The organism is Oenococcus kitaharae DSM 17330 (genome assembly GCF_000241055.1).
Classification (GTDB): domain Bacteria; phylum Bacillota; class Bacilli; order Lactobacillales; family Lactobacillaceae; genus Oenococcus; species Oenococcus kitaharae.
In genome coordinates, this window is sequence record NZ_CM001398.1 from 1,231,301 (window position 1) to 1,253,714 (window position 22,414).

Annotated in this window: 17 protein-coding genes and 1 CRISPR repeat array (1 of these 18 only partly in view); of the genes, 13 read left to right on the forward strand and 4 right to left on the reverse strand. The window is 45.4% G+C overall.

Annotated elements, in window-relative coordinates; translation table 11 throughout:
• Positions 1 to 2,978: direct repeats of the CRISPR family, unit length 36 nt; unit sequence GCTTCAGATGTGTGTCAGATCAATGAGGTAGAACCC (it extends 820 nt beyond the left edge of the window).
• Positions 2,979 to 3,160: 182 nt separating this feature from the next.
• Together OKIT_RS06260 and OKIT_RS06265 are read left to right on the forward strand one after the other, a co-directional pair.
• On the forward strand, positions 3,161 to 3,832 hold the full coding sequence (locus OKIT_RS06260; protein ID WP_007746236.1) for a hypothetical protein: 672 nt from the start codon (positions 3,161 to 3,163) through the stop codon (positions 3,830 to 3,832).
• 115 nt (positions 3,833 to 3,947) lie between these two features.
• Positions 3,948 to 5,099, forward strand: a complete 1,152-nt coding sequence (locus tag OKIT_RS06265; protein ID WP_007746238.1) for a TPM domain-containing protein — start codon at positions 3,948 to 3,950, stop codon at positions 5,097 to 5,099.
• 4 nt (positions 5,100 to 5,103) lie between these two features.
• Here the strand turns inward: OKIT_RS06265 and OKIT_RS09655 are convergent, their stop codons facing one another.
• The gene (locus OKIT_RS09655; protein ID WP_155811386.1) at positions 5,104 to 5,253 is read right to left on the reverse strand and encodes a hypothetical protein; all 150 of its coding nucleotides are present in this window, start codon (positions 5,251 to 5,253) and stop codon (positions 5,104 to 5,106) included.
• A gap of 102 nt (positions 5,254 to 5,355) precedes the next feature.
• On the opposite strand from OKIT_RS09655, the gene OKIT_RS06270 reads away from it, so the two are divergent.
• Both OKIT_RS06270 and OKIT_RS06275 read left to right on the forward strand, forming a co-directional pair.
• Complete coding sequence (locus OKIT_RS06270; RefSeq protein WP_007746242.1) at positions 5,356 to 6,321, forward strand: choloylglycine hydrolase family protein; 966 nt, start codon at positions 5,356 to 5,358, stop codon at positions 6,319 to 6,321.
• A gap of 64 nt (positions 6,322 to 6,385) precedes the next feature.
• Positions 6,386 to 7,426 (forward strand): zinc-dependent alcohol dehydrogenase family protein, encoded by a 1,041-nt coding sequence (locus tag OKIT_RS06275; protein WP_007746243.1) that lies wholly within the window; start codon positions 6,386 to 6,388, stop codon positions 7,424 to 7,426.
• A 67-nt stretch (positions 7,427 to 7,493) separates the two neighbouring features.
• Here the strand turns inward: OKIT_RS06275 and budC are convergent, their stop codons facing one another.
• The gene (gene budC / locus OKIT_RS06280) at positions 7,494 to 8,270 is read right to left on the reverse strand and encodes a meso-2,3-butanediol dehydrogenase (protein WP_007746244.1); all 777 of its coding nucleotides are present in this window, start codon (positions 8,268 to 8,270) and stop codon (positions 7,494 to 7,496) included.
• A 234-nt stretch (positions 8,271 to 8,504) separates the two neighbouring features.
• On the opposite strand from budC, the gene OKIT_RS06285 reads away from it, so the two are divergent.
• The 4 genes from OKIT_RS06285 to OKIT_RS09410 all read left to right on the forward strand — a co-directional run bounded on the left by OKIT_RS06285 (position 8,505) and on the right by OKIT_RS09410 (position 14,572).
• Positions 8,505 to 10,751 (forward strand): GW dipeptide domain-containing protein, encoded by a 2,247-nt coding sequence (locus OKIT_RS06285; protein ID WP_169311635.1) that lies wholly within the window; start codon positions 8,505 to 8,507, stop codon positions 10,749 to 10,751.
• A 156-nt stretch (positions 10,752 to 10,907) separates the two neighbouring features.
• Entirely contained in the window at positions 10,908 to 12,809 is a 1,902-nt protein-coding gene (locus OKIT_RS06290; RefSeq protein WP_007746247.1) for a S53 family peptidase, read from the forward strand.
• A gap of 242 nt (positions 12,810 to 13,051) precedes the next feature.
• Positions 13,052 to 13,738, forward strand: a complete 687-nt coding sequence (locus OKIT_RS06295; RefSeq protein ID WP_007746249.1) for a flavodoxin — start codon at positions 13,052 to 13,054, stop codon at positions 13,736 to 13,738.
• A 276-nt stretch (positions 13,739 to 14,014) separates the two neighbouring features.
• Positions 14,015 to 14,572, forward strand: coding sequence for an alpha/beta hydrolase (locus tag OKIT_RS09410; RefSeq protein WP_155811387.1), 558 nt, complete (start codon positions 14,015 to 14,017; stop codon positions 14,570 to 14,572).
• A gap of 66 nt (positions 14,573 to 14,638) precedes the next feature.
• On the opposite strand, the gene OKIT_RS06305 is transcribed toward OKIT_RS09410, so the two are convergent.
• The gene (locus OKIT_RS06305) at positions 14,639 to 15,484 is read right to left on the reverse strand and encodes an aldo/keto reductase (protein WP_036593597.1); all 846 of its coding nucleotides are present in this window, start codon (positions 15,482 to 15,484) and stop codon (positions 14,639 to 14,641) included.
• A gap of 147 nt (positions 15,485 to 15,631) precedes the next feature.
• Here OKIT_RS06305 and OKIT_RS06310 point away from each other — a divergent pair, with 147 nt between their 5' ends.
• Positions 15,632 to 16,972, forward strand: a complete 1,341-nt coding sequence (locus tag OKIT_RS06310; protein ID WP_007746252.1) for a dihydrolipoyl dehydrogenase family protein — start codon at positions 15,632 to 15,634, stop codon at positions 16,970 to 16,972.
• 57 nt (positions 16,973 to 17,029) lie between these two features.
• Here OKIT_RS06310 and OKIT_RS06315 read toward each other — a convergent pair whose 3' ends face one another.
• Positions 17,030 to 17,659, reverse strand: a complete 630-nt coding sequence (locus OKIT_RS06315; RefSeq protein WP_007746254.1) for a superoxide dismutase — start codon at positions 17,657 to 17,659, stop codon at positions 17,030 to 17,032.
• Positions 17,660 to 18,116: 457 nt separating this feature from the next.
• Between OKIT_RS06315 and OKIT_RS06320 the strand changes: the two genes are divergently transcribed.
• From OKIT_RS06320 to OKIT_RS06335, 4 genes are read left to right on the forward strand one after another with little or no spacing between them, the layout of a single operon-like run.
• The gene (locus OKIT_RS06320; protein WP_007746255.1) at positions 18,117 to 19,241 is read left to right on the forward strand and encodes a 5-methyltetrahydropteroyltriglutamate--homocysteine S-methyltransferase; all 1,125 of its coding nucleotides are present in this window, start codon (positions 18,117 to 18,119) and stop codon (positions 19,239 to 19,241) included.
• A gap of 3 nt (positions 19,242 to 19,244) precedes the next feature.
• A complete protein-coding gene (locus tag OKIT_RS06325; protein WP_007746256.1) occupies positions 19,245 to 20,357 on the forward strand; it encodes a trans-sulfuration enzyme family protein in 1,113 nt (370 codons plus the stop codon).
• On the forward strand, positions 20,354 to 21,238 hold the full coding sequence (locus tag OKIT_RS06330; RefSeq protein WP_007746257.1) for a homoserine O-acetyltransferase/O-succinyltransferase family protein: 885 nt from the start codon (positions 20,354 to 20,356) through the stop codon (positions 21,236 to 21,238). Before OKIT_RS06325 ends, OKIT_RS06330 begins: the two co-directional genes overlap by 4 nt.
• The gene (locus OKIT_RS06335) at positions 21,235 to 22,386 is read left to right on the forward strand and encodes a trans-sulfuration enzyme family protein (RefSeq protein ID WP_007746258.1); all 1,152 of its coding nucleotides are present in this window, start codon (positions 21,235 to 21,237) and stop codon (positions 22,384 to 22,386) included. The genes OKIT_RS06330 and OKIT_RS06335 overlap by 4 nt, the downstream gene beginning before the upstream one ends.
• Positions 22,387 to 22,414: the final 28 nt, after the last annotated feature.

A 22,414-nucleotide genomic window follows, 5' to 3' on the forward strand; every position in this document is an offset into this window, starting at 1 on the left:
TAGAACCCGTGATATTTGGATTAGGTGAAACAGAAACGGCTTCAGATGTGTGTCAGATCAATGAGGTAGAACCCACAACCTCAACTATTTGAGTGTTGGCAAGCGCTTCAGATGTGTGTCAGATCAATGAGGTAGAACCCGCAACGAATAGGCCGTACCGACCTATTCGTGCTTCAGATGTGTGTCAGATCAATGAGGTAGAACCCAAACGGATATTATCAATTTGAGGTAATCGCGCTTCAGATGTGTGTCAGATCAATGAGGTAGAACCCTTCAGTGGCTCATAACCCATTGGCATTTGTGCTTCAGATGTGTGTCAGATCAATGAGGTAGAACCCATGATTTGAAAACAATCTTGCAGATAAAAGGCTTCAGATGTGTGTCAGATCAATGAGGTAGAACCCAACGCATTTGCTGGAATTCGGACACGCCACGCTTCAGATGTGTGTCAGATCAATGAGGTAGAACCCAGTACAATACGGATGAAATCAGCATGTCGAGCTTCAGATGTGTGTCAGATCAATGAGGTAGAACCCATTCATGGGCTTAGGCACACACATGCGAGTGCTTCAGATGTGTGTCAGATCAATGAGGTAGAACCCACAATCGTGTGCTTATCGCCACGCCATGGCGCTTCAGATGTGTGTCAGATCAATGAGGTAGAACCCGGTTGGATGACCATAATTTGCTGGGCTTTGGCTTCAGATGTGTGTCAGATCAATGAGGTAGAACCCAATCCTTGAGCTAAATTACCGTTAATCGTAGCTTCAGATGTGTGTCAGATCAATGAGGTAGAACCCTTTATTACTCCTTTCAAGCTGACTGTTGGGGCTTCAGATGTGTGTCAGATCAATGAGGTAGAACCCTAGCTGCACTGGCAGAAACACGGGCATTAAGCTTCAGATGTGTGTCAGATCAATGAGGTAGAACCCAAAATATCGTCAATACACAATCAGAAGGTTGCTTCAGATGTGTGTCAGATCAATGAGGTAGAACCCTTTCTGTCATCTCGATCCTTTCTAAATTAAGCTTCAGATGTGTGTCAGATCAATGAGGTAGAACCCAGAATGCGTTGTTTATCAAGGCTCAAAGTGGCTTCAGATGTGTGTCAGATCAATGAGGTAGAACCCAGTTATCAAATCAAAATCGAGAGTATTAACGCTTCAGATGTGTGTCAGATCAATGAGGTAGAACCCGAGACCACTGGCTCTATGATGGAAAAGTAGGCTTCAGATGTGTGTCAGATCAATGAGGTAGAACCCCTACTTCTATTGAAGTAGTACTACCAAGCAGCTTCAGATGTGTGTCAGATCAATGAGGTAGAACCCAAGTAAATGGTACAAAAGCTCTCACAACGCGCTTCAGATGTGTGTCAGATCAATGAGGTAGAACCCTCTTGGCCGGTATCGGAAAGGGCATTGCTAGCTTCAGATGTGTGTCAGATCAATGAGGTAGAACCCAATTGCTTAGAGAGCGATTTTTCAAACAATGCTTCAGATGTGTGTCAGATCAATGAGGTAGAACCCTACCACATTCTTCAACAGACTATCAGTCCTGCTTCAGATGTGTGTCAGATCAATGAGGTAGAACCCAACTAATTTATTCCTTTTAAGGAACATATTGCTTCAGATGTGTGTCAGATCAATGAGGTAGAACCCGCGTATATGCTCAAACCGGAGTTCATAGAAGCTTCAGATGTGTGTCAGATCAATGAGGTAGAACCCATAGCGACGTTGGCTAAACAACCAAATGGGGCTTCAGATGTGTGTCAGATCAATGAGGTAGAACCCTTTATCAGGTTTCTCTAAATAGTTCTGCCAGCTTCAGATGTGTGTCAGATCAATGAGGTAGAACCCTACAAAGCCGTTGGTAATTTATCCGGTTCAGCTTCAGATGTGTGTCAGATCAATGAGGTAGAACCCTTCACTTCCTCTTTTCTGAGCCCAGAAAATGCTTCAGATGTGTGTCAGATCAATGAGGTAGAACCCAAGCGGTGGTTCATGAAGCTCGCCAAAATTGCTTCAGATGTGTGTCAGATCAATGAGGTAGAACCCCTGATAAACGACGGAATTTTGTCCCTTGACGCTTCAGATGTGTGTCAGATCAATGAGGTAGAACCCATTTCAAAGCAATTTCGCAAAAAGATCAAAGCTTCAGATGTGTGTCAGATCAATGAGGTAGAACCCGAAAGCAAATCTTATCTCGTGACGCAGGTGGCTTCAGATGTGTGTCAGATCAATGAGGTAGAACCCTAGAATCAATCCCCTGTGCTTCGTCTCTTGGCTTCAGATGTGTGTCAGATCAATGAGGTAGAACCCGAAGGCTACATCAAGACTGGTGTCGATCATGCTTCAGATGTGTGTCAGATCAATGAGGTAGAACCCCCGTTGGCATGCAACCAGATGCCAACAACCGCTTCAGATGTGCGTCAGATCAATGAGGTAGAACCCAACCGTTCAGTCCATAAACGCCGGCGCTATGCTTCAGATGTGTGTCAGATCAATGAGGTAGAACCCCGGCAAAGCGGAATAATCTTGTCACCTTCGGCTTCAGATGTGTGTCAGATCAATGAGGTAGAACCCTACAGCTTACAAAATACATAAAAGTATGCAGCTTCAGATGTGTGTCAGATCAATGAGGTAGAACCCTTATTTAAAAGCCGGTCAACATCCTTTTAAGCTTCAGATGTGTGTCAGATCAATGAGGTAGAACCCCATTTTTATCTGTAATGTCACTAAAAATATGCTTCAGATGTGTGTCAGATCAATGAGGTAGAACCCTACAGCTTACAAAATACATAAAAGTATGCAGCTTCAGATGTGTGTCAGATCAATGAGGTAGAACCCTTTCCCGTGCGTGGGAAAACCCTGATTTAAGCTTCAGATGTGTGTCAGATCAATGAGGTAGAACCCCATGCTGGTCTTGTATGACACCAAACATGAGCTTCAGATGTGTGTCAGATCAATGAGGTAGAACTTACTTTATCTCGCATAACTATTTGTGCTTGTGGCTCAGATAAATATCAAATCCAGTTAGCACCGCCAGATAGTTCTTTATATGATAGTTTGCAAATAAAATTGAGTGAAAATTCAAATTTCCTGTCGGAAAATCTCGTTTTAAACTAAAATTTAAATGGGTAAAGGGATTTAAAGGGGAGATTATGAAGAGCGTTTTTTTATTGTGCGTAATAATTGCGTCAATTAGTTTGGTCTTATTTGTCGTTTCAGGAATTTTATTAATCTTAAAGAAATTTAGAACGGTTTCAAAAATCGTTCTTTTTCTATCGCCAATTTTACTTATTTTCGCGGTGTTTGGTGGATGGGCTGCTAACAATCAATATCAAGCTAATCTGAGGCAAGCACGCATTGCCCGAGAAAAGCAGGATCGGAAAGCTGCCATTAAAGAATCAAGTAGCTATAAGGCGGATGTGCTTGCCAGTGGCTATCTTGCTGGTTCGGAAATTGAAAAATCCGGATCTTATATTTACGGTAAGTGGCAAAACTATTTTAATGATGATAATGCTGACTATAATTCAGACGGCATCACCAAAGTTGTTAACGCGGCTGTCAGTGACCAATCTAGTAACTTGTCTAAAGCACAGGCCAAGATTTCTTCTATAGAAGATGATGTTTCCAAAATTAGGTTGATTTATGATAAATATCCACATGTCACACGGATTGCCAGCAATTACTCCAGCAGCAAAAAAATGCTGAACTTGCTGAATAAGTTTTATGATAATTGCTCGAATCCTGTTGGCACCTATAATGGTTGGACTGATAAATATAATAGTCTGGATAGTGATTTGGGCAATTTGTTAAAAAGCGACTATTGATTTTTTATTTGAATATTCAGATGTTCTTTGACACCCAATATCGTAACTTTTAGGCTTATGCTGTTTGTATAACTTGGTCGTTTTCACACCACCGACCAAATCTAGAAAGCTGGGCATGCCTATCAAATTTCAGAAGCTAAGAATCGTTATCGTTGGTGTTTTACTGATATTTATAGGGTGGACGATTATCCACTTTTTCATTCTGACTTTGCCATCGAATACTGCCAGTTGGCCGAGTACTGAAAAATTGGCTGGCTACAAGCCGCCTTCAGCAAAGGTCAAAGCGTTCGCGAGGGCTTATCCGACCGATTATTGGGATAAGGAGACGCGCACACGTTATGTCTTTGACAAGTCGCAATACATCTCTGGGTTTTTTGTTGATGATATCAACTTCATTAATCACTACTATATGGCTCGCGACCAGCATCACCCGGGTATTTTTGTGGTGGCCGTGCCAACGACTCATGGCCAAAACGCTGCCCAGCAAGCCGAACAGGCCTTTAAAAAACACAAACTTGATAAACGGCCGCATGACACGGCTTTACTGATTTATGTAGCGATTAAAGAACGCCAAGTATCGGTTGTGACGGGCAGCGGTTTGCGCAGCAAGATAGGGAATAACGCTATTTCCTGGATTGTGAATGATGAAGATAAGCTCATGATGCAAAAGCAATCCTATGGTGAAGGCATTGATAAGATGGTTCGCCGTGCCGCGGGCCTGATCAATGTTTACATGGATCCAAGCGTCAAAGCTAAAACGAAAGCTAGCCAGCATGCGTATGCCCAGACTTATTTGCAGAAATTCAATCGTTTTATCCTGATTTTTTTGGCGATCGGATTAGTCCTAGTTATTGCGCTGCTTGTTTTCCTGTTGCCAAAAGGTCGCCGAAATAAGCAGATGCGTCTGGCACTTGTTTCTCTGCAGCCTGTCATTCAGCCAAATTTAGGAGAGATGACGCCTGTGCTGAAAGATAATTTAGTTCTGCTCGCTCAGGCCCTGCAGACTGTTGATGCTGATTTACTGACGCGCCTTAAAATCGCAGTCAACATGGTACGTTATGGACATCCTGATTCTTTAGGACTGACGCAGGTTTTCAATGATTTTACTCGCGCGGTTAAGCTCTATGCGGATTATGGCGACAGCAAAGATTACCAGGGTGCCGAGATGACTTGGGCCAATCTGGCTTTGCCAACTTTCGATCCTGCGACCTTTGTTGCGGATTTGGCAGCTTTGGATGCATTGAAAAAGCGGGCTAACCTGAAATAATTTTTTATCGAGCTTTTAGCCACCAATGCAGGAATTGTGAGATGGCGATAATGACAATCACGCCGAGAAGGCCAGCCCAAAAAGATTTTGCTCCGAAGAAAAGCCAAAGAAAAATCGCGATTAATTCAGCTGCAAAAATAAGATATTTGGTCATGTTTTCGCTCCTTGCTTTAATTATTCCTTATTTCGGGGAAGGTTGACAACTTATTACTAAAAGCTCCTATAATGATCTCAATCAAATCTGAAAGGAGTTTTTATGTGCACATCAATTACGTATCAGACAGAGGATAATGTCCGCATGCTGGCTCGGACGATGGATTTTTCATTTCAGCTGGGTGCCAAACCAATCTACATCCCGAAAAATTACCATTTTGCCACTTTGGCAGGGCAGTCAGGATTCACTGGCCGCGAAGCTTTTTTGGGCGCCGGTGCCAATGTCGGTGGCTATATATTCGCTGACGGACTCAATGCAGCGGGTTTTTCGATGGCCGCGCTCTATTTTTCAGAAAACGCTAAATATGCTGATGAAGCCGATCCCGATAAGACAAATCTTGAATCTGCCGACTTGGTCGCTTGGGGATTAAGCCAGGCGTCATCTGTGGCGGATTTCATTGACCGTTTTAAAAAAGTCGTGATCGTCAATCAGGAAAATCGTTTCTTGAAAATTGTCGTCCCGCTGCATTGGGTGCTGGCTGATAAATCCGGTGTCTCAAAAGTCTTGGAAATCACGGCGAGCGGCGTACATTATTACGATAATCAGGTCGGCGTCATGACTAATTCGCCGGCGTATGGCTGGCACATGGAAAACTTGCGCCGTTACAATCATTTGCAGCCGCAGGATCATGCTGATAGACAGTACGGCAGTTTTAAATCCATTTCTGACGGCCCTGGATATGGTGCATTGGGCTTGCCGGGCGATTATAGTTCCGTTTCGCGTTTTATCAGAGCAGCTTTTTTGAGAAATTATATTGGCAAGACGACTGGCGGCGAGGCTGGCGCGAAGGCTGTTTTCCATCTTTTAAATGCTTTTGATATCCCTAAGGGTGTCAAAATTCAGGCTAATGGCGAGTCGGATTACACGCAGTACAAATGTGTCATGGATTTGACGAATTCAGCCTATTATTTCCAGCTTTACGAGCAATTCGGGCCGGCAAAATATGCCTTGGATGCCCATCTGTTGGCGAGCGATCAAGTCGTGGAATTGGATAAAGCGACTGCATGATCATCTGAAATCAGCCCATTTCAAATAAGGCTATGATGGAGGTATACGAAATGGAGATGGAAAGATGAAAGCAGGAATTTTTGTTGAAGCAGGCAAGATTGAGACACAGGATCTGCCTAAACCGGAAATCAAGGCGCCGACTGATGCCATTTTGAAGATCGTTCGCGCCTGTGTCTGTGGTTCGGATTTGTGGTGGTACCGCGGCATTTCCAAGCGCCAGCTGAATTCGCAAGTTGGCCATGAGGCGATTGGGATTGTTGAATCTGTTGGGTCGCAAGTTACAAATGTTAAACCGGGCGACTTTGTCATCGCACCATTCACACATGGCTGCGGTCATTGTGCTGCATGTTTAGCCGGATTTGATGGTGATTGCATGACGAAGACTGATTCTGAAATTGTGGGCTATCAGGCTGAATATCTGCGTTTTAAAAATGCTAATTGGGCCTTGGTCAAGATTCCGGGACAGCCTGAAGATTATAGCGATGAGCAGTTAAATGACTTGCTGACGCTGGCTGATGTGATGGCGACTGGTTATCATGCGGCTGCCAGTGCTGAGGTTAAAGATGGCGATACAGTCGTTGTCATGGGCGATGGTGCCGTGGGCCTTTGCGGAATTATCGGTGCTAAATTGCTGGGTGCCAAACGGATTATTGCCATGAGCCGTCATGAAGACCGTCAGAAATTAGCCAAATCTTTCGGTGCTACTGATATCGTGCCAGAACGTGGTGACGCTGCTGTTGCTCGCGTCTTGGAGCTGACTAATGGCGCTGGTGCAGATGCTGTGCTGGAATGTGTCGGCACGGAGCAGTCCATTGATACAGCTGTCAAAGTCGGCCGTCCGGGCTCAATTGTCGGCCGTGTCGGTGTGCCGCAGAAGACTGAAATGGACACAAATGATTTGTTCTGGCGCAACATCGGCCTGCGCGGCGGGATTGCATCTGTCACAACTTACGATCGTGGGGTATTGCTGGATGCTGTTTTGCAGGGCAAGATTCATCCGGGCAAAGTCTTCACTAAGCGCTTTGATTTGGATCTTATCGAAGATGCCTATGCAGCTATGGACAAGCGTGAAGCGATCAAGTCACTGCTGGTTGTTAGTGCTTGATAGATTCATGTTGCAGAAATTTTGAGTAAATTAAAACCCAAGCAATTAAGCTTGGGTTTTCTTTTGTTTAAGCGAGATGCGGCTGGCCAGTTGAAGCACTTGTACCGCCATCGACCGTCAGGATTGTGCCTGTGATGTAGGCAGCATCTGCTGAGGCCAAGAAGAGGACGGCAGGCGCAACGTCGGCCGGTTTTTCCACACGGCCCAAAGCAACACGGTTATTGTAGGGTACTAATTGTGCTGGGTTTTGGATGGCATTTTTCGTCATGTCAGACAGTGTGAAAGCTGGTGCCACGGCATTAATCCGGACACCGAAGGCGCCCCAATCAAGTGCTAGCGAACGGACGAAACCGTTAATCGCATGTTTGCTGGCATTATAAATGGCTTGTTTCCAATCTCCGAAACTTCCGGAGACAGAGGAGATGGCCACGAAATTACCTTTGCTTGCTTTTAAAGCCGGCAGGGCAGCTTGAGCTAGGTAGAAAAATGCATCAACATTGATCGAGCGCAGCGTTTCCCAATCGGCGACGCTGACTTTATCAAAATCACCGCCCTTGAAGACTGCGGCATCACTGACGACGACATCCAATCTGTGAAAATGTTCCAAGATTTCTTCGACGATTTCATGAGCAGACTCGGGTTTTGAAATGTCTTCAGCGATAGCGAGTGTTTTTTCTGCTGGATAGCCGGCAAGTGTCTCCTGTAAAGCCGAAAGACGACGGCCAACGATCGCGACGCTGGCACCGTTTTGCAAAAAGGCCTGAGTGATTGCTCGGCCGATACCGCTGCCGCCTCCCGTGATCAGGACAACTTTATTTTCGAATTGATAGTGATTTTCTGTCATTAATTTTCCTTTCGATTGTGCCAAAAAGGACGCAAGTTAATTATAGGCAACTTCGTTAGCAGCGACAATTTGCAATTGCTTCTGTAAAGACAGGGATTTTAGGTCATAATAAATAAAGTTCTGTTTTTTGAGGAGCTGGGGATGTTTTTGGTTTTTTCGGTCAAATTGCGAAGATTATTGATAACAGGTTTGGCAGCTTTTATGTCGCTGTTTTTGTTTTCCATGTTTGGGCCGATGGAATCGATAAGCGCGGATACGACAGCTAACCAGGCCTCGACTCAAGTCAAATATGATCAGATTCTAAGCCGGAATACCAGTGCAGTCTATCCGGTTATCATCCGTCAGACGACACGAAATGATTCGCTATATTCAGCACCAGCTCTAACCGCTGCCGCTTTCATGCAGCCAGTTGGCAGCGCAAAGACATTAAATGGCCAGATTGCTTTGGTAACTGAGATAGATTCGACACAGCGTGCCGCTAATGGGCAGACTTATCAGTACGCGAAAATTATCGTGGGCGGAACCAACCATATCTATTGGCTTGATTTACGAGCGCTTGAAACAACCACATACGCAAGTGTCAAAAAGACCGGTATGAATGACGAAGGCTACATTAATGAGAACGGCCGTCATGATGGTGCCTTTCTATATGGCCCGGCACTAACATCAGCTGAGACTTTCCAGCCTGCCTTTGATGGTGCAACAGTTAATTCGCAGCAAGTACGAATTCTGGAAATGGACAAAACTGATCGCGGCAATGACCAGTACTATTCTTATTATCAGGTTCAGGATCAAAGCGGCAAGACTTATTGGATCGATACACGAGCAGTCACTATCTATCATTTTGCGCAGATTGATAAGCGAAGCCCAGAAAATTTTCAGGCAATCGTTGATCAGTCTTCACGTCATGATTATTTATACAGCAATCCCGCTTTGACGAGTCTCGATACTATGAAGTATGTTGGGGATGCACAGGCTTTGAATCAAAAACTCGTCACCGTGACCGAGCTCGTCGATACCAAACGGCCGGGAAACAGCCAGACCTATACTTACGCCCATATCCAAAATGGTTCTGCCGATTACTGGATTGATTATCGTGCTATAAAACGGATTGATTTTGATCAAATCACTGATCGCATGCCAGTCGATTTTACAGCGGCTATCAATGGCAGCAGCCGAAATGATGGCCTGTACTCAGCTCCGGCTCAGACTGATCCAAATTCTTGGGACGCAATCGCTCAGGCATCCTGGTCTGGATTTAATCACCGTTCAGTACAAGTGTCCGAAATTGACACAACCAAACGGGCCTCAAACGGGCGGACTTATCAATACGCTCGCATCACTTTGGATGGCAAAACTTATTTTTGGATTGATCTGCGCGGCCTATTTTCACCGATTCTTTCTCGAGACAATGTCGATTATTCCGCTTGGATAACACCGCAAACTGGACAGGATCAAGGCTTATATACCGGTCTCCCTAAAAATAGTCCCGACGCTTTTTCCAGCAGCCAGACAGTTGACAGCTTGATTGGTAGATCAATTCAGGTCACGGAAATTGATCGTTTATCTGATAATGCGACACAGGCTGTTGAGCAATTCGCCAAGATCCTAGTCGATGGTAAGACATATTGGCTCAGGCTTGAAAATTTGCAGTTTGCTCGGATTGTTTCTCAGAAGAACTTTAGCGGTCAGTCATTGATTGTCCAAAAGAAGACACATCGTAATGATGGTATCTTTGTTAACGGTCCCGGCTTGACCGCAATGAATACGCTTTTGCCTGATCGCCAGGGACTACCTTATAATGCCCATCAAGTGACTTTGCTGAAAGAAGTCGTGACTGTACGTCCCAATGGTGGCCAATATACTTATGTCTATGTCCAGGATGGCAACCAACATTACTGGATTGACGCGCACGCCTTGGCTAGTGGCTTTCAATACGTGAACGGTGTGAAGTATTACGATCCGAACTCACATGTTTTAAAGACAAACGCGACCGTTTGGGATCGTGGACATAGTTATCACACTGACCAATATGGGAATCTCACTAGCGGTAATTCACAAATAGAACGCGCAATTTCTGCTGGTCTATCGATTGTTGGCAAGTCGCCATATCTGTGGGGAGGCGGTCGCAACGATTGGTCTGTTGCTGAAAGAAGATTTGATTGTTCGTCATTTGTCTATTGGTGCTATCAGCAGGCTGGTATCGTACTTGGAAAACGTTCTATTGTTGTGACTTGGTCATTGGCAGAAGAAGGCCGTCCAGTATCGTGGGACTCTATGAAACGTGGCGATATTTTCCTCATGGATGAGTATAATCATATCGGTATTTATCTCGGCGGTGGCTATTTCTTGCATGATTCGCCAAATTCGCCGACAGGTGGCGTCGGCATTTCTAATTTGTCCGATATTGTCAATCCAGATAATTTTCCATATACCTGGGAAGGGATTCGAGATAATTGTATCCGCCGCATCGTCGGCTAGTGATTCTGTTTCATAATTTCTATGAACGAACGATTTTCTCATTATGAGAAAATTCGTTCGTTTTTTTTGTCACATTTCTATTGCATTTTTCACAAATGAGACTACTATTAAAAACAAATCTAATAAGACCCAATCGGATCCCAGGGGGATAAGTTAATGAAAAAAATCAGATTTTTTTCTGTAGCACTGGTTGCTGTTCTTTTATCTTTATTATTCTTCGCTAAAGCACAGCTGATAGCAGCTGATTCGAGCAGAGGCTCGGTAGCGCAGACTGTCACAAAAAAGGTGCTCAATCAAGCGGATTATAGTTCAGCCGTTCCAAACGACACTCAGGAAAGTGTTGATGTGATTTTAAAGCCAAAAAGTCAGACGGCTTTGGGTAATTATGTTTACAGCACGGTATCTCCGACTAGTTTTTCATATCGGCGCTATATGACGCCAGGCCAGTTTGGCAGTACTTTTGGTGATGCTGGTGCGGCACGAGCCGTTTTGAAGTATTTGTCAGGATTTGGCATTCACGCTAGTCTGGCCGCTGATAATCTTGTCGTAAAATCGGTCGGTACCACGAGCCAATTTGAAAAGGCATTTGATACCTCGATCAGTCAAGCCACTTATCGGGGCCGCAGATTCCATGCGACAAGAAAAACACCGACTTTACCGTCTTGGTACGCCAGCCGTATTCTTGGAATTCTTGGCCTGACCACTTACAACTCGCTCACGAGTAATATTCAAAAAGCACCAAAGAATTTGATGAAAGCTGTAACGCCCAAAGATGACCCGACGACGGCTTATCCGTCCACACCGGCCAGTTTTGCTGCTCGTTACCACCTAGACCAGCTTTATAAAGAAGGCTTCACAGGTGCTGGTCAGCGGATGGCAATCGTTTCCTTAGCTGAATTCAATCCGGCTGATGCTTATGCGTATTGGCAGACAATGGGAATCAAAGTGCCGAAAAATAGGCTTGATTTGATTAACGTTGATGGCGGATCAGGCTGGGATGGTTCGGACGAAACATCTTTGGATGTTGAACAGTCCGGAGCCTTGGCGCCGCAAGCCAAAATCAGCGTCTTTGTGGGTCCCAATAGCGATACTGGTTTCTTCGACGCTTTGGAAACAGCTATCGATCAAGATAAAGCCGCTCAATTGTCCCTGAGCTGGGGCGAGAGCGAGACGGCGATTACGGAGAGCGTTGCTCAAGGCATCGAAACGCCAGTCTATGGCCAGATCTTCAATCTGATTTTCGAACAAGCTGCAGCAGAAGGCATCTCTTCCTTTGTGGCTTCCGGTGATCAAGGTGCGTATGATGCGACGAAAGACGTCGGCACCTTTGATTTAGCTGTTGATAACCCGGCAGATTCGCCATTCGTCGTGGCAGCAGGCGGTACCACACTGCCATATTCCGCTACTTTCGTCGATGGTACTTCGATTTCCATTCCGCAGGAACGTACTTGGGGTTGGGATTATCTGTATCCTGTCTTTGATAATCTTGGATTTAATCAGACACCGGACGGCTTAGGCTACTACTTCGCCGGTGGTGGCGGTGGATTCAGCAAGTTCTTTGCTACACCGCGTTATCAATTTGGTGTTCCGGGTGTGAACCACTTTACAAGCCTTGCTCTCTGGCAGACTGATCCTACCTTCTCGACTGTTCAGCGTATTGCACAGCCTGCACTTGCAAACGGCAGCGGGACAGGCCGAAATGTGCCGGATCTTTCACTGAATGCTGATCCGGAGACAGGCTACGGTGTCTTTTACAGCGCCGGCCCTGGACAGCCAGCCTCTTGGGATGGGGCATATGGCGGCACGAGTTTCGTCGCGCCTCAGTTAAATGGTGTTTCTGCGCTGCTTAATAGCAAACGCAAGACTCGCCTAGGATTCTGGAACCCGCAAATTTATCACTTTGCCACAAGCGGCCATTCGCCATTCACGCCTTTGAATGCGACAAGCGACAACAGCAATCTGTTCTATACAGGAACTCCTGGGACTGTCTATAATCAAGGAAGCGGGCTTGGTACGATTGATTTCACTAAGCTGCAGCAATCCTTTGGTTCTCGATAATCAATATGAAAAGTAGGCAAAACTGTGCCAATCCATGACACGGTTTTTGTTTGGCCATATTAGAGGGTTTATCCAATTTTTTAATCGTCGTTTTATTTTCAGCACTAGAGGTTGGAGCTGGCTTTATGTTACGATTTGTGTGTAAAAGCGGCGTTTTAACGCGTTATCGCATCTACTACCATCTTCGCTGCTTTAGCCAGCTGCTGATCGGCAGCTAATCCAGTTACTAGAAAAGAGGTCAAATGAAAAAAATACTTTTAGCAGTCATCGCTGCAGCCATCGTCATTGTCGCAGGAGTTGTGTGGGCGATGAATGGCTTGAGGACTGCACCCCAGACATCTTCCAGCAGCTCGCAAATGTCCACAAGCAGCACTTCTGGATCGGGATCGGGGACAGGGTCTAATCAGAAGACACTGATCGTTTATTATTCTCGGACAGGCAATACAAGAGCGGTCGCTGAATTAATTCAGAATCAAGTCGGCGGCGATCTCTTTCAAATCGAGACCAAAGTACCGCGGCCAAAAAACTATCGTGCTGAGGTTAATCAAAATGAGCAGGAGCAAAGTGATAATACCTTACCGGTGCTGAAAAGCAAAGTACCGAATTTTGCGTCCTATGACCGTGTCTTTATCGGTTCTCCGACTTGGAATATGGCACTGCCGCAAGCTGTTGTCACATTTTTGGACAGCTATAATTTTTCCGGCAAGACCGTGATTCCTTTTAATACGAATGGTGGCTATGGTGTCGGTTCTGTCTTCACACAAATCAGATCAGGCGCGAAAAATGCTGATCGTGTCCTTCAAGGCTTTTCTGTTGAAGGCGGCCAAGAGACAAATGGTATTTTGCTGGCCATTAAAGGCAATCGCCGTGTCCAAGTAAGCAAAGAAGTCGATAGCTGGCTTTCTAGAATCGGACAAAATCGAAAGTAAGTCCTTTGAATCAATCAGGTTCAGGAAAACATGCAGCGCAAACGGATAATTAGCATCACTATTTTAGTATTCGTGGCCATTGCTGCCATATCTGTCTCAGTTTGCCTATTTTTTGTAAATCAATCAAATGATAGTCAGGCTCGCAATCGGTTGGTTCGCTATCAGACTGTTTATAAGGGCAGAACTTATGATAAAACAGCCTTAGTATATTTGCCTCGCGGCTATCAGAATTCGTCAAAAAAGTACAATGTGCTGTTTTTGATGCACGGATGGGGGATGTCTGAGAATGATTTTATTAAGGGCGATTCCAATGACCAAGCACCTGTTATTAATGATTTAATGAAGGACGAGAAGGATCCTTTTATCGTTGTCTCTCCGACCTATTATCCAGATCGAACATTTGCAAATGATAGTCAGGCTAGTGAAGACAGGCTGACAAAACGCTTCGCTAAGACTGAGATTTTACAGGTTTTACGTGTGGTTCAAGCCAAGTATCGCGTTTATAAGGGCCGTAACCATTATGGTTTTGCCGGATTTTCCTTTGGTGCGATCACAGGTTGGGCCGTCATGCAGGATCAATTAAGCCATTTTCGGTATTTTCAAATGATCGCAGGCGGAGATGACCGGGCCGCTCAATTACGCAGCAAGCTTTTGAAAAGCAAATTGGCTTACGATGTCACTGTCAGCGTCGGCAGCGATGATTATGTGAACAACGGCACGCCCTATGATATCGATCGAACCATGAATACGCTGAAAAATGTGCCGCATATTCGTTTCCATATTGAATTGATAAAAACGGGAGCCATGATTTGCCGAGCGCCATGCGGCAGTTAAAATACGGCATGCGTTTCTTCTTTAAATAAGCTAATAAAAAACCGGCCTCTAATGACCGGTTTTATTTTATTTGCCAAGTTTGCTCAATGCTTTGAAATCATCATCGTCCAGCTCAATTTTTTGAGCGGCAATATTATCGATCGCATGATCAGCATTGCTGGTTCCTGGAATCGGCAGGATAACATCGGACCGTTTTAACAACCAAGCCAATGCCAGCTGGGCCGGACTGGCAGCGTATTTTTCCGTCAGTGAGGCGAGTTCTGGATTTTCCAGCAGTTTGCCAGTTGCCAAGGGGAACCAAGGAATGAAGGCGATATGATGTTTTTCAGCGTATTTTAAGACGTCCTCATCTCGGCGGTCAATCAAATTGTAGCGATTTTGCACGGAAACGATCGGAGCAATCTTTCTAGCGGCTTTAACCTGCTTGACAGATACTTGGCTCAGGCCGATATGCTTGATTTTGCCTTCATCCTGCATATCTTTAAGTACGCCGATTTGATCTTCCAAGTCGACTTTGTGATCAATCCGATGGAGCTGGAGCAGGTCAATGTGGTCAAGCCCTAAAGTATACAAGTTTTCCTCGACTTGCTGGCGGAGATATTCGGGACGGCCAACTGCTGTCCATTCATCAGGCCCTTGACGTGTGAAACCAACTTTCGTGGCGACCATGACTTTGGCATCCGGCCTGTTTTTTAAGGCTTCTTTCAAATAAAGATTAGCAAACAGTGGGCCGTAGGCATCGGCTGTATCAATAAAATCCACGCCGTGGTCAATCACGGTCTCAATCACGTGAACGGCGTTTTCCGGGTCGGCAGAAGGGCCCCAGACACCTGGTCCCGGCAGCTGCATTGTCCCATATCCCAAGCGATTAACGGTCAAATCATCATCAAACTGAAATTTCTGTTCCAGCATCATTCACCTCTTGCATATAGCATAGGCGCGTGTCAAATGATAGTCAAAGCATTTCAAGTTATTTTTTTCATTTGTTACTAACATATTGTAAGGCTAAAAAAACTAGTGTAGCCTTGACAGTATAAGAAGAAAATTGGAGGAACGACAATGCCTGATAAGCAATTTGATTATGATGTTTTGTACATTGGAAGTGGTCATGGTACTTTTGACGGTGCGATTCCACTTGCAGCTAAAGGTTACAAAGTAGCAGTTGTAGAAGCTGATTTAATTGGCGGTACCTGTCCGAACCGCGGCTGCAACGCGAAAATTATTCTGGATATGCCCGTTGCGCTTCGTCGCCAATTCGAGGATCTAAATGGTGTCGTAACAGGCGGCGTTGCAATTGATTGGTCGCAAAATGTTGCTCATAAAGATGAGGTCATCGGGGTACTTCCCGGCTTTATCGGCGGCCTTTTGGACTCAGTGCACATCGACGTGATTCACGGCAAAGGTGTTTTGGAAGATCCTCATACTGTTTCGATTGATGGTACTTTGAAAACGGCTGGCAAAATCGTGATTGCGACTGGCCTGCGCCCCAACCGTCTGGACATTCCTGGGATTGATTTGGCTCATGATAGCAGTGATTTCATGAATTTGACAAAGATGCCGAAAAAAATCACGATTATCGGCGCCGGTTATATCGCGATGGAGTTTGCGACAATTGCCAGTGCCACTGGTGCTGATGTGACCGTTTTGCTTCGCGGCGACAAGGCTTTGCGTGCCTTCCATCAGGAATTTGTCGAGACGATTATCAGCGATTTGGAAAAACACGGTGTTGCTTTCAAACGCGAGACCTCAGTAACAGAACTGAAAGCCGCTGGCGATCAGATTGAAGTGCTGACATCTGATGGCCAATCCAGCACGACAGATTGGGTACTGGATGCCACTGGCAGAATCCCAAATGTTGAAAACATTGGTCTTGAAAAGGTGGGTGTGCACTATACAGCTAAGGGTGTCACGGTGAACGATCACCTGCAGACTTCTGTCCCGAGTATTTATGCTTCTGGCGATGTGATTGATAAGACACAACCTAAGCTGACACCGACTGCGATCTTTGAATCTAAATATCTATCGGCACAGTTTGCCGGAGAATCAAGCGATCCGATCAAGTATCCGGTCATTCCATCGGTCGTCTTTACGACACCGCGTTTGGCTAAAGCCGGTGTTTCACCGGAAACAGCAGCTGCAGCACCATCTGATTACACAGTTTCAGCTAATCATATTCCTGATGATTGGTACCGCCAGGCAAGCAAAGAGACGCTGGGCGATAACCTGCTGGTCTTTGATAAGGCCCATCATCTAGTAGGTGCGACTGAAGTCAGCAATCAGGCGGAAAATGTGATCAACAGCCTGCTGCCCGCCATTGAATTCAAATTCGGGCCGGCTGAGCTGAATCGTCTGGTTTATTTGTTCCCATCGATTACTTCTGCGGCTTATGGCCAATTGTAAAATTAATTATTAAAAAAAACGCCGACCATTTGGCCAGCGTTTTTTTGTTGAAGAAGATTACATCACTATCTCTGAAAGCGAAGACTGTGACATGTTTTGGGAAACTTGTGCCCAATTAACGACGTGCCAGAATGCTTTGATATATTCAGGCCGGCGATTTTCGTATTTCAAATAATAAGCATGCTCCCAAAGATCAATTCCCAAAAGCGGTGTCAGCCCCATCGAAATTGGCGAATCCTGATTCATTGTGGAGACAATTTGCAACTTGCCATCTGGTTTCATCACAAGCCATGTCCAGCCGGATCCGAATACGGCAACGGCGCTGCTGGAAAAGGCGTTTTTGAATTCTTGCAGGTTTCCCCATTCTTTGTTGATCCTGCTGAGAAGTCCGGCATCGATTTTCTGATTAAAGTCCGGAGAAAGCATCTTCCAAAAAAGGCTGTGATTGTAGTGGCCGCCAGCTTGGTTTCGTACCGGTGTCCGTAGATTTTCAGGCAGTTTGTCCAGATTGGTCAGTATCTTTTCAATCGGCCAATTTGCAAATTCCGGGTAATCCACCAGCAGGGCATTTAATTTATTAATATAGGTCTGATGGTGCATGTCATGGTGAAGGTGCATGGTTCTTTCGTCGATATAAGGTGTTAGCGCATCGTAATTGTAGGGTAATTCGGGTAAAACAAAAGTCATCGGATAGCCTCCTTATTTTTGGATTAAGCACTTACATCCACCTCAATTTTATCAAATTTCGGAATTTGTTTCTTTAAAGGACTGTCTTGACAAATCGTTTGACAATCCAATAATTTCATGTATCATTGAAGACAATATATCGGCATAGAGAAGATAAGTAATTAGCCAAATTTTAAGAGAGCCGGAGGTCGCTGAAATCCGGTAATGACAGCTAATGAATCATGGTCTTTGAGCTTTGTTCTTGCGAGTGGTTTACCGCGAGTAGGAATCGGTTGCGTCCGTTATCACGTCAGACTATAATCGCAGGTTCATCTACCTTGCGACGTAGCCACAGAGGGTATGCAGGTGACTGTATACTGAACACGAGTGGTAAAGCGCTTATTCGCCCCGTAAACAGGTCTTTCTGTTTGCGGGTTTTTTGTGCAGACGGGAACAAATTGAGAATAGGGGAAAAATTATGACATTAGTAGCAAGTAAAATTGGTTTTCAGCACGTTGGTTCCTTTTTGCGGCCGCAGGCAATCAAGGAGGCCCGGGCTAAGTTTGCTAAGAAGGAAATTACCTTCGATCAGCTGCACGAGATTGAAAATCAGGAAATCGGCAAGTTAATCAAAAAAGAGGCTGAGGCAGGACTCGATTACGTCACGGATGGTGAATTCCGCCGCAGTTACTGGCACCTTGATTTCTTCTGGGGATTTGGCGGCGTAAAACACACGCATTATGGCGAAGGCTATCGTTTTGCCCATGAAGAGACGCGTGATGACTCGGCTGTTTTGGATGGCAAGCTGACCTTTGATGCTGAGAAACATCCCTTTATTAATGACTTTAAAATCACGAAAGCCTTTGCTGACGAAAATAATGTCCAAGCCAAAATCACAATACCAGCGCCCGCACAGTTCTATGCTGAGCTTGTTCGCGGCGATAATGCAAAAACAGTTCGCAATTTTTATGCCACAGATGATGCCTTGTTTGCTGATATCATCAAGGTTTATCACGAAGCCATTTTGGCCTTTTATGATGCCGGCGCTCGTGTTGTGCAGATTGATGACTGCACTTGGGGCATGCTGGTTGATAAGAATTTTTGGCAGACAATGGTTGGTGCCGGTTTTGATCCCGAGAAGCTGAAGGATACTTATTTGAGGCTGAACAATGGTGCGATTGCTGACCTGCCCTCAGATTTGACAGTTAATACACACGTTTGCCGTGGCAATTATCATTCTGATTGGGCAGCACAAGGCGGCTATGATTCAGTAGCCGATAAGCTTTTCGGCCAGGAAAATGTTGCCAACTATTTCTTGGAATATGATTCTGACCGTGCCGGCAGTTTTGCACCTTTGGCTAAAGTCAGCGGTGATAAAAGAGTTGTTCTGGGCCTTATAACTTCTAAAAGCCCTGTATTAGAAGATCGTCAAGTCATTATCGATCGTATTCATCAGGCCGAAAAATATCTGCCTTTGGACCGTTTGTGGCTCTCGACTCAGTGCGGTTTTGCTTCGACCGAAGAAGGTAATGAGTTAACTGAAGCTGATGAATGGAAGAAATTAGCTTTGGTCAAGTCAATTATCGAAGAGGTTTGGGGATAAACATTGGCACATATCGACACAATCTTAGTCCAGGCCAGCAATGGGTCTGATGATGCAAAGACCGGCGCCGTCAGTACGCCCCTGTATTTTTCGACGGCTTTCCGTCATCCGGGATTAGGCGAGTCGACCGGGTTTGATTATGCACGCCTGCAGACACCGACGCGCGCGATTTTGGAAAAACAGTTAGCCGTCTTGGAACATGGTTCCGATGGTTTTGCTGTTTCTTCAGGCATGGCAGCGATCGACCTGCTGTTTTCCAGCCTTATGCATAGTGGTGAGAATTTTGTCAGTTCGGATGATTTGTATGGCGGCTCTTTTCGCTATTTTGACGATATCGCCAAGAAAGATAATGTCAGCTACACGCTTTGGGACGGCCAGGACGAGCAGGCATTAGCGGATAAAATCAACGATAAGACGCAGTTGTTGTGGCTGGAAACACCCAGCAACCCGACCATGAAAATCATTGACATCAAAAAATGCGCTGAGGTTGCCCACAAGAAAAATCCAAATATTATCGTGGCTGTCGACAACACATTTTTGTCGCCGATTTTCCAAAATCCGATCGACGATGGCGCTGATGTTGTCGTACATTCAGCGACGAAGTACTTGGGCGGCCATAACGATATCCTGGCTGGTGCTGTGATTACAAAGTCGCACGATTTAGGCGAAATTATTGACTATAACTTAGTCACACGCGGGCAGGTGCTGGATCCCTTTTCCTGCTGGCTATTGCTGCGCAGCTTAAAAACGCTGCATCTTCGAATGGCACGGCATGATAGCAACGGCCGTTTCCTGGCCAAACACCTTCCGAAATTTGCCGGTGTTGACAAAGTCCTATACCCAGGACTGGGCGGCATGTTGAGCTTTTACTTGGCTGACGGATATGATACCGATAAATTCCTGAAGGGTTTAAAAGTGTTTTCCTTTGCTGAAAGCCTGGGCGGTGCTGAAAGTCTGATTACGATTCCTAGTATCCAGACACACCATGACATGAGTCAGGAAAGGCGTGATCAGCTGGGTATTACGGATAATCTCGTACGTGTTAGCGCTGGATTGGAAGATCAGGATGATTTACTAGCTGATCTCAAGCAGGCGATTAAGGGGGCAAAAGTATGACGCTATATGTCGCAAATGGTTTAGCCAAAGCCAGGCAAACTGAAAACAGCTTTCGCCAGCTGGCTGATAAGGACAGAGATTACTCGGACAATGCGAGTAGTGTTTTAATTGTCTGCCTGATGTCGACTCGGGAACAAAGCGAGCTGCAGTATTTAGCTTTGCTGAAGTTGATTTCTGATCAGAGCGGTCAGGATTTTAATGTGCGTTTTGCAATGCCAGCCACACATCATATGAAACAAGAGTCAGAAACGATTCGCGGCTGCTATGAACCCTTGCCAAAAGCCGAAAAAAACCACTACGACTGGACGATTGTCACTGGTTCGCCAGTGGATCGGATCGCCTTTGAGGAGGTTGATTATTGGTCGGAGTTTGCTGATTTTGTCGATTGGCAAAGCGAGAATTCCAAGCGGACCTTCTTTGCCTGCTGGTCGGCTGCGGCTTATGCACATGTCAAAGGAGTCCATGTGGCACAATTAAAACGCAAGCGTTTTGGTATCTATCGTTTTGATCTAGATGAAACACATGTTGACCGGGCACCGCATTCTCGCTGGTTTGCCATTGATTTTCATGCGGCACAGAAAGCTGGCTGGCGGATTCTGTCAGGCGACCAGGGTTTTGGTGTTTCTCTGGCCGAACTTGAACAGGGCCGTGTCTTGCTGTCTTCTGGACATTTTGAATATGATCAGGATACGCTGCAAAAAGAGTATTTGCGTGATATCGGCAAGGGGATGAATCAGGCCAAACCCGAGAATTACCTACTTGATAATCAGCAGGTAAACGATTGGCGGCAGCCGGCATCAGAGCTGCTTTTAGACTGGCTTGGTTTAGCTGGAAATTCTGCTTCGAATGGCAAGAAAAATTTATTTAAAGAGGTGGCATGAACGATTTTAGCGATCCAACAAAAATAATTAAGTTAACAACACCGCATGATCCAGAGAATGGTGCACTGAATACGCCGATTTATATGACATCGACCTTCAGCCAGCCGGATTTGGATCATTTTCATGAGTTCGATTATGCGCGTTCTGGGAATCCGACGCGTCAGGCTGGTGAAAAGGCACTGGCTCAGTTGGAAGGGGCTGAATATGGTTACTTATTTTCGACTGGTATGGCTGCCATCTCCAGCGTTCTGCTGACTTTCAGTGCTGGCGATCATCTCGTGATTTCTGGACATGTCTATGGCGGTACTTATCGTGTTTTAAATGAAATTCTGACGCGCTTTAACATCAGTCACAGCTATGCGGATTTTTGCGATCCGGATGCAGTTGAAGCAGCTATCAAGCCGAATACGAAAGCACTTTATATCGAGACGCCTTCAAATCCGACTTTGGATGTGACAGATATTGCTGCAATTTCTAAAATTGCTAAGGCGCATCATCTGATCTCGATCGCTGACAATACTTTTATGTCGCCCTATTTGCAAAAGCCTCTATCCTTGGGTGCTGATATCGTCGTTCATTCGGCGACTAAATTTCTTTCCGGCCATTCGGATCTCTTAGCTGGTGCTGTTATGACCAATGACCCTGAATTGGCAAAACAGATTTATTTCGTCCAAAACGCTGTTGGCGCTACGCTGAGTTCCTTTGATACTTGGCTGCTGCTGCGCGGTTTAAAAACATTGGCTGTCCGTCTGGACCGTTCATCGGCTTCGGCTTTAAAACTGGCTTCTTGGCTGGAAAATCAGCCCCAAGTGGTGCGTGTCCTTTATCCTGGATTGCCCAGCCATCCGGGTTATGAGATCCAACAAAAGCAGGCTAAAAACGGTGGGGCCGTCTTTTCATTTGATATTGGCAGCGAGGCTGCTGTGAGAACCTTTGTCGCGGCTTTAAAAATTCCGATATTTTCTGTTTCTTTGGGTGCGACAGAGACGATTGTGTCATATCCGCCAAAGATGAGCCATGCTGAATTAAGCGCGGCAGACTTAAAAAAAGAGGGAATTACGCCCGGTTTACTGCGTGTTTCCGTTGGATTAGAAGATGTCGATGATTTAATTGCCGATTTCAAACAAGCGCTTCAGCAGATAAAATAATATACAAAAAAGCCATCTTGCATTTGCA